Annotated in this window: 13 protein-coding genes and 1 tRNA gene; 7 read left to right on the top strand and 7 right to left on the bottom strand. The window is 58.8% G+C overall.

What is annotated here, in order from left to right; translation table 11 throughout:
* Position 1 precedes the first annotated feature (1 nt).
* The 3 genes from EV281_RS02315 to EV281_RS02325 all read left to right on the top strand — a co-directional run bounded on the left by EV281_RS02315 (position 2) and on the right by EV281_RS02325 (position 1,776).
* On the top strand, positions 2-388 hold the full coding sequence (locus EV281_RS02315; protein ID WP_132651323.1) for an Mth938-like domain-containing protein: 387 nt from the start codon (positions 2-4) through the stop codon (positions 386-388).
* A 2-nt stretch (positions 389-390) separates the two neighbouring features.
* Positions 391-1,239, top strand: coding sequence for a phytoene/squalene synthase family protein (locus tag EV281_RS02320; protein ID WP_132651324.1), 849 nt, complete (start codon positions 391-393; stop codon positions 1,237-1,239).
* 69 nt (positions 1,240-1,308) lie between these two features.
* Positions 1,309-1,776: a hypothetical protein gene (locus EV281_RS02325; RefSeq protein WP_132651325.1), complete on the top strand. Its 468-nt coding sequence runs from the start codon at positions 1,309-1,311 to the stop codon at positions 1,774-1,776.
* A 41-nt stretch (positions 1,777-1,817) separates the two neighbouring features.
* Here EV281_RS02325 and trmFO read toward each other — a convergent pair whose 3' ends face one another.
* From trmFO to EV281_RS02350, 5 genes are all read right to left on the bottom strand, one after another.
* Positions 1,818-3,251, bottom strand: a complete 1,434-nt coding sequence (gene trmFO / locus EV281_RS02330; RefSeq protein ID WP_132651326.1) for a methylenetetrahydrofolate--tRNA-(uracil(54)-C(5))-methyltransferase (FADH(2)-oxidizing) TrmFO — start codon at positions 3,249-3,251, stop codon at positions 1,818-1,820.
* A 76-nt stretch (positions 3,252-3,327) separates the two neighbouring features.
* Positions 3,328-3,642 carry a hypothetical protein gene (locus EV281_RS02335; RefSeq protein WP_132651327.1) on the bottom strand — a complete coding sequence of 105 codons (315 nt, stop codon included), beginning with the start codon at positions 3,640-3,642 and terminating at the stop codon, positions 3,328-3,330.
* Between the two features lie 4 nt (positions 3,643-3,646).
* Positions 3,647-3,886: a hypothetical protein gene (locus EV281_RS02340; RefSeq protein ID WP_132651328.1), complete on the bottom strand. Its 240-nt coding sequence runs from the start codon at positions 3,884-3,886 to the stop codon at positions 3,647-3,649.
* Between the two features lie 124 nt (positions 3,887-4,010).
* The gene (locus EV281_RS02345; RefSeq protein ID WP_112568191.1) at positions 4,011-4,154 is read right to left on the bottom strand and encodes a DUF1127 domain-containing protein; all 144 of its coding nucleotides are present in this window, start codon (positions 4,152-4,154) and stop codon (positions 4,011-4,013) included.
* Positions 4,155-4,449: 295 nt separating this feature from the next.
* On the bottom strand, positions 4,450-4,596 hold the full coding sequence (locus EV281_RS02350; RefSeq protein ID WP_132651329.1) for a DUF1127 domain-containing protein: 147 nt from the start codon (positions 4,594-4,596) through the stop codon (positions 4,450-4,452).
* An 853-nt stretch (positions 4,597-5,449) separates the two neighbouring features.
* Between EV281_RS02350 and EV281_RS02355 the strand changes: the two genes are divergently transcribed.
* The 4 genes from EV281_RS02355 (at position 5,450) to tig (ending at position 9,057) form a co-directional block, all read left to right on the top strand.
* Positions 5,450-6,553: a DUF2157 domain-containing protein gene (locus EV281_RS02355; RefSeq protein WP_132651330.1), complete on the top strand. Its 1,104-nt coding sequence runs from the start codon at positions 5,450-5,452 to the stop codon at positions 6,551-6,553.
* Positions 6,550-7,140, top strand: a complete 591-nt coding sequence (locus tag EV281_RS02360; RefSeq protein WP_132651331.1) for a GDYXXLXY domain-containing protein — start codon at positions 6,550-6,552, stop codon at positions 7,138-7,140. Before EV281_RS02355 ends, EV281_RS02360 begins: the two co-directional genes overlap by 4 nt.
* 154 nt (positions 7,141-7,294) lie before the next feature.
* Positions 7,295-7,379: transfer RNA gene (locus EV281_RS02365), tRNA-Leu, on the top strand.
* Positions 7,380-7,566: 187 nt separating this feature from the next.
* Complete coding sequence (tig, locus tag EV281_RS02370) at positions 7,567-9,057, top strand: trigger factor (RefSeq protein ID WP_132651332.1); 1,491 nt, start codon at positions 7,567-7,569, stop codon at positions 9,055-9,057.
* Between the two features lie 90 nt (positions 9,058-9,147).
* On the opposite strand, the gene EV281_RS02375 is transcribed toward tig, so the two are convergent.
* Together EV281_RS02375 and sthA are read right to left on the bottom strand one after the other, a co-directional pair.
* A complete protein-coding gene (locus EV281_RS02375) occupies positions 9,148-10,929 on the bottom strand; it encodes a radical SAM protein (RefSeq protein WP_132651333.1) in 1,782 nt (593 codons plus the stop codon).
* 290 nt (positions 10,930-11,219) lie between these two features.
* Positions 11,220-12,626, bottom strand: a complete 1,407-nt coding sequence (gene sthA, locus EV281_RS02380) for a Si-specific NAD(P)(+) transhydrogenase (RefSeq protein ID WP_132651334.1) — start codon at positions 12,624-12,626, stop codon at positions 11,220-11,222.
* Between the last annotated feature and the right edge of the window lie 95 nt (positions 12,627-12,721).

The raw sequence follows: 12,721 nt of genomic DNA on the forward strand, positions 1-12,721 counted from the left end.
CATGGCAAAAGGCATTGAAATCCGCGACGCCCATTTCCCGGGGCGCGCACCCATCGACACCTATGGCAATGGCGGCTTCCGCTTTGCGGATATGTCGCATCGCGGCTCCATCCTCTGCTTGCCGTCGGGCATTCACGGCTGGGATATGGACATGGAAAAGCCGTTGTCGGTCGAGAATTTCCGCCGTGTGCTCGACGAAGCCGCCGATATCGAAGTGCTGTTGGTCGGTACCGGCACGGAACTTCGCCGCCTGCCAGAGGAACTGCGCACCGCCCTCAGGGCACGGGGTATCTCTTCCGATCCGATGAGCACGGGTGCCGCCGTGCGCACCTTCAACATCATGCTTGCTGAACAGCGTGCCGTCGCAGCCGCCCTCATTGCGGTCTGATCATGGCCGATCCGAAGACGAACCAGGATATCAGCCTGGCGATGCTGCGCGATACCGATCGTGACCGCTATCTTGCGTGCCTCCTATCGCCTGAAGACAAGCGCGGTGCGCTCGCCGCGCTCTATGCCTTCAATGCCGAGCTCGCTCGCATCCGTGATCTCGTCCACGAGCCGCTGCCAGGCGAAATCCGCATGCAGTACTGGCGCGATCTTCTGGAAGGCAATGCGCACGGCTCGACCGACGCCAATCCACTCGCCGCAGCCCTTCTTTCGGCCGTCGAGATGTATCGGCTTCCCCGGCAGACGCTCGTCCACATGATCGAAGCCCGGATCTTCGATCTCTATGACGATCCGATGGAAAGCCGCACGTCGCTGGAGGGCTACGCGGGCGAAACCGCCTCGGCACTCATCCAGCTTGCTGGTCTCATTCTTTCCCCGGAAGAGGCGATGAAATCCGCCGATGCCGCCGGTCACGCCGGAGTGGCGCAGGCGATCTCTGGCATGCTGCTCCTGATGCCGCTCCATCAGCGCCGCGGCCAAGTCTATATTCCACTCGAAATTCTCTCGGCGACAGGCCTCGACCGGGAGACTTTCCTCGCCGGCTCCGACAAGCCGCGCATATCTGCAGCGATCGAAGCCTTTGCGGGGCTCGGCCGCGATCATCTTGCAAAGGCGAGGGCGTCTGTCCTGCCGGCGTCGGTGCTCCCCGCTTTCCTGCCAGTGGCGCTTGCGGAGCCGGTGCTGATCAAAGCGCAGAAACGCGGCGCTGCCATTCTGGAGGCATCGTTGCAGGAGCCGCAATGGCGCCGCCAGATGCGGATGGCCTTTGCCGGCATGCGCAAGAAAATCTGACGGCGGTCAAACTCGCGCAAGTCTCGCGCGTTATGTCAGGCAAAACCCCATCTTGAACGGAGAAACCGCGTGGGCATTATCGTCTGGTGCGTTCTTTTCGCCATCGTCATCTTCATAGCCTTCGTGGCAACGCGCATGGCGGCCCAGAACAAGGAAGATGGTCTGCACGACACGGGCCTTGCCATTATCGAGTTCGGCCGCGCATTCCCGAATGAAGCGATCCGCCAGCTTCAGGCGACTGCGGACGGTCAGGCCGTCTTCGTGCGTCTGCACGACAATAAGGCGGGCTTCATGCGCAACATGTCGCGGCATTTTGCCTGCCATCTGATCGAGCCGGGCACGGTGCGGGTTTTGGCCTCTGAAACCGGCAGGGGGCTTAGCATCGAATTTGTAAACGCCTCTCATCACAACGGCACTTACGAGTTCGCCTCTGCCAAGGAGGCCTCAGAAGTTTCGCTCTGGCTGCTCGGCAACTATATTGCCGAGCCGGATAAGGAGCTGCCTGCGCCGAACACGTCGGCGGCGAACGGTCACTAAGCACATCCAGCTGCCTAGCAGTTTTTACTAAATCCTTTGTCTCAAGCGCTCTCTGCGAGCTTGATATCGTGGCCCAGCCAGGCGGCGCAATCTGCAAGCGCCCGCTTGGCAATCAGCTGCCGCTTCATGATTGTCTTGTCCTTGCCGCGAAAGCGCTTGACACCTTCGGGCTTGACGATCGAACCCGGCTGCAATTCCGGAAACAGCCCAAAATTGATATTCATTGGCTGGAACGAGCGCTTGCCGGGCTCCTCGTCAGTCACGAGATGGCCGCCCGTAATGTGGCCGAGCAGCGAGCCGAGCGCGGTCGTCGCAGGAGGGAGCGAAACCGTCTCGCCCTTGCGTTCGGCGGCTGCAAAGCGGCCAGCCATCAGGCCCACGCTTGCACTTTCGACGTAACCTTCGCAGCCGGTGATCTGGCCGGCAAAACGCAGGCCCGGGCGCGATTTCAGCATCAGCGAAGGATCGAGAAGAGTCGGGGAGTTGATATAGGTGTTGCGGTGCAGGCCGCCGAGCCGGGCGAATTCGGCATTCTCCAGGCCCGGGATCAGGCGGAAGATTTCGGCTTGCGCGCCATATTTCAACTTCGTCTGGAAGCCGACCATGTTGTAAAGCGTGCCGAGCGCATTGTCCTGGCGGAGCTGCACGACGGCATAGGCCTTCACGGCGGGATTATGCGCATTGGTAAGCCCCATCGGCTTCATCGGCCCATGGCGCAACGTCTCTCGTCCGCGCTCGGCCATCACCTCGATCGGCAGGCAGCCGTCGAAATAGGGCGTGCCCTCCCATTCCTTGAAGCCGACTGTGTCGCCCGCTATCAGCGCGTCGACGAAGCGATTGTACTGCTCCTCGGTCATCGGACAGTTGATATAGTCCTTGCCCGTGCCGCCGGGACCGACTTTGTCGTAGCGCGACTGATACCAACAGATATCCATGTCGATGCTGTCGCGATAGACGATCGGAGCAATGGCGTCGAAGAAGGCGAGCGAATCCTCGCCGGTTTCGGCCTGAATGGCGCTCGCCAGCGACGGCGCAGTCAGCGGGCCGGTGGCAATAATGGCCTGGTCCCATTCCTTCGGCGGCAGACCCGAAATCTCTTCGCGGACGACCGTGATCAGCGGATGGTCGTGGATCGCTTTTGTCACTGCCTCCGAAAAGCCATCGCGATCGACGGCGAGTGCGCCACCAGCAGGGACCTGGTGCTTGTCGGCGGAGGCCATGATCAGCGAGCCCGCCATGCGCATTTCCGCATGGATCACACCGACCGCATTGCTGGTCGCGTCGTCGGAGCGGAAGGAGTTTGAGCAAACGAGTTCAGCAAGACCGTCGGTCTTGTGCGCATCCGTGCCGCGTACGCCACGCATTTCATGCAGGATGACGGGCACGCCGGCGTTGGCGATCTGCCATGCGGCTTCCGAGCCGGCAAGCCCGCCGCCGATCACGTGAACAGGAGAGTAGGAGGAGTTCTGGGTCATTGGCGGCTGATATCACGCCGGGGAGCACGATCCAACAGCGGAATCGAAGACCGCGCCAGCCTGCGCCGCAACGTGATCAACTTTGTTCGCGCGTTCCAGGTGATGTTTCGCGCTGATCCGCATCTTCCAGATCGGCGTCGACAATGTAGGAATCACCGTGCTCTCGCGCCGCCTCACGCCGCGCGGCAAGGTTTGGAAGATCGTCCGGGGCGGTCTCTTCCGTATGTTCGTTGAAACGATCGATCTCACCTTTTGCCGACGGTGCACCCTTGCGCCTTGCGTTCAGGCGTCGAGAGGCTTCGTCCGCAATCTCGCGCCGACGCGCATCCGCTGCCGGACTGTCTTCTGCCCGGGCATCGTCAGTTGCTTCTTCCAAAATAGCTCTGGCCATGATGTCACCTCCAGAAACGGCGTGTATCGACGGATTGGCGTCCGAGCAGATAGCCGATGCCGAACGCAAGCACGCCGATGCCGACAACGACGGAGCTTGCAGTATGGGGATGGTCGGCGGCCCCCGTTGCGACGGCCTGCACCTCGCGCCTGACGGCAGACGCGGTGTTCGACGCCGCTTTTCGAATGCCCTCAGGCTTGTTCTCGGGGCGGCCAGTAAAACCGGCATTGAGTTTGATTGCCATGCTGGTCTCCTTTCGTGAAGGAGAACTGTCAGAACGCGGTAGGGTTCCGACGAAGATGCGGGCACACCCAAAAACGAAAACGGCGCCTGATGGCGCCGTCTTAGAAAACAATTCGTTCGCTGTATTAGCGGAACGAACGGGACGCGATGTTGCGGATGTCGTAACGGCTGACGCCGATATCGGCGAGCGTCTGGTTAGACAGGTTGCCAAGTTCGTTGAGCGTGCGGCGGTAGCTAATCCAGCTCTTTGCAATGCGGATCGGGTTCATAGTTTTTTCCTCGAATGTCTCTCTGCAGGCAGCGGGATCGCTGTCTCTGCGGTTGATATCTATATAATCGAGGTTCCCCGTATTGTGCAGTGCAAATAAAAGGCGTCTGCTATGCAATTGTGCAATCTGGTGCTCGCTAATTATGCAGAGCGCGATTTTTGAGCGAGGCAGATCAATTAATACATCCGCAACCTTTGCGGCACTTTCGCGGACGCGAAAAAGAAAACGCCCGCTGCAAGGGCAGCAGGCGTTTTGGGAAGGTAATCTGCTTGGGAGGAGCAGCGATTACCTGTACTTAGCGGGCGGCAGCTTCGCGAGCAACGCGATGGATGTCCGAGCGGTCGATACCGAGGTCATGCAATTCGCGGTTGGTCATGCGGCCGAGTTCAGTAACGGTCTGACGATACTTGCGCCAGTTGTTGAAAGAGCGAGTGAAGTTCATGTTAATCCCCTTTCCTAGGGCTTGGTCCTGCCAGCAGCCAACCCTTCGGCGCTGACCTCTATTTGATGACCAGAATATATGTTGCGCCGCGAAGAACTAACAGAGCCAAGATTTCAAGCCACCTATGCGCAATTCGCAGAGCTCAGGCTGGAATTTACACGCTTTGGCCATTTTCTGGTCAACGAATAGGCAGAATGATTTTTCCCGGTTCCCGCGTTTCGCGGATCGATATTTGGCCGGCCGTAATCGTCGTGATCGGCCTTTTCTCCCGATCGCGCCTTTTCCCTCATGCCCCGGCGATGGATGGCAAAGTGAGTTCAAAATCTGTCCTACCGGCTCCTTGGCCCGGCTTAACGATTGCCAAACCTCTTATGGCCTTGAGAGCCCTGGAGCGCAACGAGCTAATCGTTTAACCACCTGTTAAGCAAAACGCCCACCGGGGGAGGATCCGGCGGGCGTCATGATGGTGACTGGCAACTGGGAGGAGGAGTGTTGCCAGTCTATCGCAGGGCGCTGGGAGGAGGAGTGCGCGTCTGCGAATCTCGTCACGGACATATCGTCCGTAGGCAGCCGGAAAACCGGGCCGGGGCGCCATCCCCGTGCTTCGACATCAGGTAAATAGTATGACTTTTGATTGTTTTGCAGTGCAATATAATCATGAGGGCTATGCGATTCATGCATGCCTATCCTGCATTGATCATATAGTAGCGCCGACGCGGTTAGTGTTTCGTTAACGGCTGATCCAAGTTAGACCAATGAGGAATCTGCATATTTTAAATACCGGCGTTTCCGTGCGCCGATCCTGCGCTATAAATGCGTAAGCCGAAGATGGCGGATCATTGCGGGGGAGAGCATGTATCGCGGCAGGTTGGAGCGGGATCTTTCGCTCTGGGTGGAGAAGGGGCTTCTGCAGGAAGATACGGTAGGGACCCTGCTAGCCGAATATGATGCGCGTCCGGCAAGTTTCAGCCTCGGTCGCGTGCTCATGGGGCTGGCGGCTGTGTTGCTTGGCGCCGCCCTATTGCTGCTCGTCGCTTCAAACTGGGAGTATATACCGCGCCTTGTGCGCGTCGGCCTGATGCTGACGCTCATCTGGTCGGTCCATGTTGGTGCTGCACTTCTTCTTATGCGCGGCGCGCTCGCCACCGCCAACGGTCTGCTCATCATCGGTGCGCTGAGCTTCGGCGGCGCCATTTCCCTTGTCGGCCAGATGTATCATCTCTCGGGCGACGAACAGACGGTCATGTATCTCTGGTTTGGCGTGGCGACCGTTTCGGCGATTCTGTTCCGCTCGGCTGCGGTGACGGTTGTCGCCGGCTTCCTCTCATGGGGCTCCTTTGCAGTTTATCTCCAGAATTACGATACGCGTTGGTATGGAGTTGGCCCCTATGCGCCGCTTGTGATGGCCGCCGTAGTCATCGGGCTTGTGCGCTATACTGGCGCAGACAGGGCGCGCCATCTCGCTTATCTGCTGGTGGTCGGCTGGCTCGCCTGGCTCTATGTGGTGACTGACGAGGTCTCCGTTGCGATCAGCTTCGCGGTTCTCGGCATGGCGGCTTTCCTGCTGACCGCCTTGCCCGTCCACGCGATTTCCACACTGGTGCGAACGGCGGGTGCTGCGCCGGCATTCTATAGTTTTCTTGTCGCCATCATGGGATTGTTCCTGCTGCATGCTGAAATGGACGAGGGCAGTCGTATGGTCGTGATAGGCCTGCTGACGCTGGCGGCCGCTGTGGTGGCGATCGTCGTGCATGGCCGGGACAATGGTGCGGTTCGCTACCTGGCGTATGGCGCCTTCGCCGGCGAAATGCTGTATCTGGCCTCGGTGACGGTCGGCACAATTTTGGGCACGTCTAGCCTCTTCCTGTTCTCGGGCCTTGTGGTCGCGGCCGTCGCCTGGGTCGTCATCCGCCTTGAAAAACGCTTTGCATCGGGCCGCGTGGAGGAACGCGCATGAGTTTTACCTTCGCAAGACCACAAGGCGGTCGCTTCTATATTGTCGCTGCGATCCTCGTCGCCGGCTTGCAGACGCTTATCCTTGGTTACAGCATCCAGAGCCGCGCGTCGATCTTGGCAAATGGTACCGAGGTGCAGCTCAAGACGGCGCCTGTGGATCCGCGTGATTTCCTGCGCGGCGACTATGTGGTGCTGAACTACGACATATCCTCTGTGCCGGTTTCGACAGTGACAGGCGGTATTCCGGCGGACGCGGGCGAGCAGACCCTGTGGGTTCGCCTCAAACGCCAGCCGGACGGCTTCTGGGGTATCGTCGAATCGTCGTTCAAGGAATTGCCGGCAGCAGCAGAGACGGTCGTTCTGCGCAGCCTGCCTTTCTACAGCTACGGTCCCAACAACGGGGAAACCATACGCGTCGAATACGGAATCGAGCGCTGTTACGTACCGGAGGGCGAGGGCAAGCCGCTGGAGGAGGCCCGCAATGATGGCACCGTTTCGATTACCGTCAGCGTTTCATCGTCAGGTACTGCACAGATCCGCAGCCTGATGGTGGACGGTAAGCCGGCCTATGAAGAGCCGCTCTACTGAGAGGCGAGGCGGGTGATGGGAAGGGCGCGCTTTAGCCCGCAAATCCCTGTCATTTACTGTTCATTTTTCCTTTGCCTGTTCTAAATCGGGTGATATAGAGACGCCGCGCTCCGGAAGGCCTCATGCGCAGGCATATGCATGCGGTTTTGGGAACGCGGGTATGGTGAAATTGGTAGACACGCCAGATTTAGGTTCTGGTGCCGCAAGGCGTGGGAGTTCAAGTCTCTCTACCCGCACCAAGCTGCCTTGCAGGGCGGGAGGACTGGAACTTAGTTGTCCCGGATACCCGGAAAGCGAGTGCGGTTCCGTCTCGAACGGAACGAACAGGAATTGAGAAAAAGCCACGCGCGGCAGTTGGCCGGCGTCGTGCTCACCGAAACGAACGGCGTCTGGGCACGGCCGCCACGGAAATGAAGGTAGGAAGACATGCAGGTTATCGAAACGCTCGCTGAAGGGCTGAAGCGCGAAATCAAGGTCGTTATCCCGGCCAAGGACATGGAAAGCAAGCTGAACGAGCGCCTCGCCGACGTAAAGGACAAGGTTCGCATCAACGGCTTCCGTCCGGGCAAGGTTCCGGCCGCTCACCTCAAGAAGGTCTACGGCAAGTCCCTCATGGCCGATCTCGTCAACGAGATCGTTCGCGACCAACCGACCCAGATCCTGTCCAGCCGTGGCGAAAAGTCGGCTACTCAGCCGGAAATCAACATGACGGAAGACAAGGACGAGGCGGAAAAGATCCTCGCTGCCCAGCAGGATTTCGAATTCACCCTGTCCTATGAAGTTCTCCCGCCGATCGAACTGAAGTCCAACAAGGGCATCAAGGTCACGCGTGAAGTCGTCGATATCTCCGACGACGAAGTTAACGAGCAGGTTCTGAAGGTCGCTGAAAGCGCCCGCGACTACGCCGAAAAAAAGGGCAAGGCTGCCAACGGCGACCGCGTTAAGATGGATTATGTCGGCAAGGTCGATGGCGTTGCCTTCGACGGCGGCACCGATCAGGACGCCGAACTGGTTCTAGGCTCCGGCCGCTTCATCCCGGGCTTCGAAGACCAGCTCGTCGGCGTCAAGGCGGGCGACGAGAAAACCATCACCGTAACTTTCCCGGCCGACTACCCGGCCAAAAACCTCGCCGGCAAGGAAGCCACCTTCGATGTCACCGTCAAGGAAGTTGCTGCTCCGGCTGACGTCGAGATCAACGACGAACTCGCCAAGAAGCTCGGCCTCGAATCTGCCGACCGTTTGAAGGAAATCGTCCGCGGCCAGATCGAATCCCAGTACGGTTCGCTGACGCGCCAGAAGCTGAAGCGCCAGATCCTCGACCAGCTCGACGAGATGTACAAGTTCGAAACCCCGTCCAAGCTCGTCGAAGCCGAATATAACGGCATCTGGAGCCAGGTCAGCAACGACCTCGCCCAGTCCGGCAAGACCTTCGAAGATGAGGACACGACCGAAGAGCAGGCTCGCGAAGAGTACCAGAAGCTCGCCGAGCGCCGCGTGCGTCTCGGCCTCGTTCTCTCCGAAATCGGCGAAAAGGCTGGCGTCGAAGTTTCCGAAGACGAAATGCAGCGCGCGATTTATGAGCAGCTGCGCCAGTACCCGGGCCAGGAAAAGCAGATCCTCGAGTTCTTCCGCAGCCAGCCGGGTGCCGCCGCTTCGATCCGCGCTCCGATCTTCGAAGAAAAGGTCATCGACCACCTGCTGACCGAAATCGACGTCACCGACAAGAAGGTGACGAAGGAAGAACTGCTCGCCGATGAAGAAGGCGAAGCTTCTGAAAAGGCTGCCACCAAGAAGGCCGCTCCGAAGAAGAAGGCTGCCAAGGCTGAATCTTCTGCAGACGCTGCTGAAGGCGAAGAAGCTGCACCGAAGAAGAAGGCCGCTCCGAAGAAGAAGGCTTCCGAAGACAGCGCCGAATAATCGGCTCTTCCGGATTGAGATCAAAAAGCCCTGCCGCTTGCGGCAGGGCTTTTTTGTTGACCCTTTGAAACCAGGCAGGCGATCTACCGGTCAGATGGCTTTGTGAGCGTGAGTCAGTTCGGCAACTTTCTTGATGTGGCTGACGGCAGCAGTGCCGCCGGCGGTCTTGGTGAAGAGGTCGAGAACGTCCTCATCATCGTCACCAACCGGCGTCAGGGCCTTGTCTGCGTAGGTCTTGGCATCGGTTTTGCGCGCAATCAGGAAGGCCGAAACGCTGAGATTGATAATCGTGCCGGCGAGCGAGACGTGCTTGCGGATCGTGTCGAAGGTAAATCGCGGCCAGAACAGCAGCGGGTGCTCGCGCTTCAGGCCCGGGCGCCGCTCCGAAGGATGCTTCAGGCGCAGAAGGCCGCTCTGTAGCGGATGAACGTTTTCAAGCGGCACAGTGGTCGCAAACGAGACCAGGACTTTGACGAGGCTGCTCAGCCTGATGCCGGTTGCCGCGCCGCGGCGCAGCAGTGTCTTCATATGGTCAGGCGAGTAATAGAGCGACCAGGCCTCCTGATAGATGTCTTCCCACTCCTGCTTGCTCATCTTCGGATGGGCAGTGCAGACATGCTCGACATCGTAGATATTGAGATCGGGGTCCATCTCGACACCCTTTTTCCAGAGAACCTGATGGTCTTCCGAGCCGGGAAGGGGTGTCAGAACGAAGAATTCGATGACATCGAGCGGTAGTTCTTCCTGAATGATCCTGATGTCGCGGCGGATCGATTGCGGGGTGTCGGCCGGGAAGCCAAGAATGTAGCCGGCGAGCGTCATGATACCCTGCGCCTTCCAGGCCAGTAGCATCTTGCGGTATTCGGTGATCTTGTTCTGATTTTTCTTGGCAGCGGTCAGATTGTCCGGATTGACGTTTTCGAGGCCAATGAAAACACGAGTGACGCCGGCACGCTTCGATTTTTCGATGAAGTTCGGGATCTTGTGGCAAAGCGTATCCACCTGGATCATCAGACCGAGCGGAATGCCGTCCCTTTCCCGAAGCTCGATCAACCGATCGAAGATCGCTTCCCAATCCTTGTTGCGGGCGAAATTATCGTCGGTGATGAAGAACTTATGGATGCCCTGCGCCCAGTTCATGCGCACCAGCTTCTCGACGTCGTCGGCCGAGCGGAAACGGGATTTGCGGCCCTGTACGTTGATGATCGTGCAGAAGGAGCATTGATAAGGACAGCCACGGCCCGCGTCGAAACTGGTGCTGAGGCCGAGCGTGCGCTGGATATTGTCCTTCGGCAGGAAAGGCACCGGCGTGCCGCCGATCCCCGGAAGATCGTTCATGAAATTATAAAGCGGTTTCAATTCACCGGCGGCCGCATCGCGCAGCACGAGCTCCAGCCGTCCTTCGGCCTCGCCGGCAAACATCGAAACCCCCATCTTGCGGCATTCCTCGAGGCCGATCGCATCGCCGTCGAGCATCGACAGGCATCCCGAGATATGAAAGCCACCCATCGAGACAGGCAGTCCGGCATCGCGGAACGGCCGGGCGATATCGAGCGCGCGGGGATACTGGTTGGATTGAACGCCGACGAGCGCAACCATCCCGAAGTCGCCATGGCGCTTGAACCGGGAGAGCAGCGCCTCAAAATCGATGCGTGTATTGGTCTCGTCGATGACTGTGATGTCGATCGCGGTATCGGCGCCAAGAATTTGCCGTTCGGCACAGTCGGCGGCAATCCCATAAATGGCTGCCAGCGAATTGGAGGGAATCATCGCCCGCCACCAGCGGATCACATAGCCGTCGTCGTCATAGTGCGACGGCTTTATCAGGATGAGCTGGAACCGCCTGCGAGCAGCCGCTGAAATATCGGGCAAAATATCTATCTTTCGTTGTGGGCTGTGTACCCGCGGTACCGCAGACCGGTCAAAGACATCGACTGTCGAAAGGCGTGCACCCATACTTGGGAAGGCAATAACGAAAACGCAATAGAACGAAGCCGGGGTGCGGGTAGCCGGAGCTTACCAATATCTTTTGGCATAGGATATAGGTAGTTGGCACAGGCACACACAACAGTTGGCCAAAAGATCCACTGTTTTCTAATAAATATTATATATCAGGAATTTAATGTGTGTAAGCCGAGGGGCGAGGGTAAGCTCTTGCTCTCTCAGAGTTCAGATTTTATGTCGCCCATGCGGTTCCACGCGTCGAGGCCGGCAATCTTGTAGGCTTCGGCGAGCGTCGGGTAGTTGAAGGTATTCTCGACGAAATATTCGACGGTGCCCTTCAGGTTCAGCACGGCCTGGCCGATATGTACGAGCTCGGTGGCGCCTTCGCCGACGATGTGCACGCCGAGAAGGCGGCGCGTCTTCAGGGAGAAGATCAGCTTCAGCAGACCCGTGTCGAGGCCCATGATGTGGCCGCGCGATGTCTCCCGGAAACGGGCAATGCCGCATTCATAGGGGATGCCGCGCTCTTTCATTTCCTCTTCCGTCAGACCGCAGGTGGAAATTTCCGGCACGGCGTAGATACCGTAAGGGAAATATTTCTGGGGCTCCTTCGCAACCGCGCCGATGGCGACGCGGGCGGCAATCCGGCCCTGCTCCATCGAGGTCGAGGCAAGGCTCGGGAAGCCGACAACATCGCCGGCGGCATAGATGTTCGGAACCGAGGTCTGGAAAGTCTCAGGATTGACCTTCAGGCGTCCACGGCTGTCGGCTTCGATGCCGACCGCCTGGAGGTTCAGCGTATCGGTAGCGCCCATACGGCCGGCGGCAAAAAGCACCATGTCGGTCACGAGATGACGGCCATTATCGAGCGTCAGCTGGACCTTGCCGTTCTCGAGCCGCTCCACCTTTTCGGCTTTCGTACCGAGGAGCAGCTTCATGTTGCGGTCGCGCAGCTGATAGGTGAAATCCTCGACGATTTCCTTGTCGATGAAGTCGAGCATGGTCGACTTGGGATCGATCACAGTCACGGCCGTATCCAGAGCCGAAAAGATCGTTGCATATTCGATCCCGATGACGCCGGCGCCGATGACGACCATCGTGCGCGGCAGGTCCTCGATATCGAGCAATTCGTCGCTGTCGAGCACGGTCCTGTTGTCGAAAGGTATGTAATCCGGCCGGAAGGGCTTCGTGCCGACGGCAAGCAGAATGCTGGCGCCGCTCACCGTCATCGTTTCACCGTCGTCCTTGATCACTTGCAGCGTATTGGCGTCGATGAAACTTGCCTTGCCGCGGACGTGCTGGACGCGGTTGCGGGCGAACTGATGTTCAAGCACTTCGACTTCATGATCAAGCGTGATCAGCAGACGGCGGCGCAGGTCTTCGGCGCTGATTTCCTGCTTCACCCGGTAGCTGCGGCCGTAGAAGCCGCGCTCGCGCCAACCGGAAAGATTGAGCGCAGTCTCTCGTAGCGTTTTCGAAGGGATCGTGCCGGTGTGGACGGACACGCCGCCGACGCGTTTTCCCGCCTCGATGACCAGCACTTTCTTGCCGAGTTTTGCAGCCTGGATTGCGCCACGGCGCCCTGCCGGGCCGCTGCCCACTACCACGAGATCGTACTGGAACATCCTTTAGCCCCGAGTTGGAATTGGAATCATTTGCGACGCGAAATGTCGCGCGTTCATCGGTAGCCGGTCAATGTTACAGTTTGTACTCCGATGAC

This window comes from Rhizobium sp. BK418 (assembly GCF_004341105.1).
Taxonomy (GTDB): domain Bacteria; phylum Pseudomonadota; class Alphaproteobacteria; order Rhizobiales; family Rhizobiaceae; genus Rhizobium.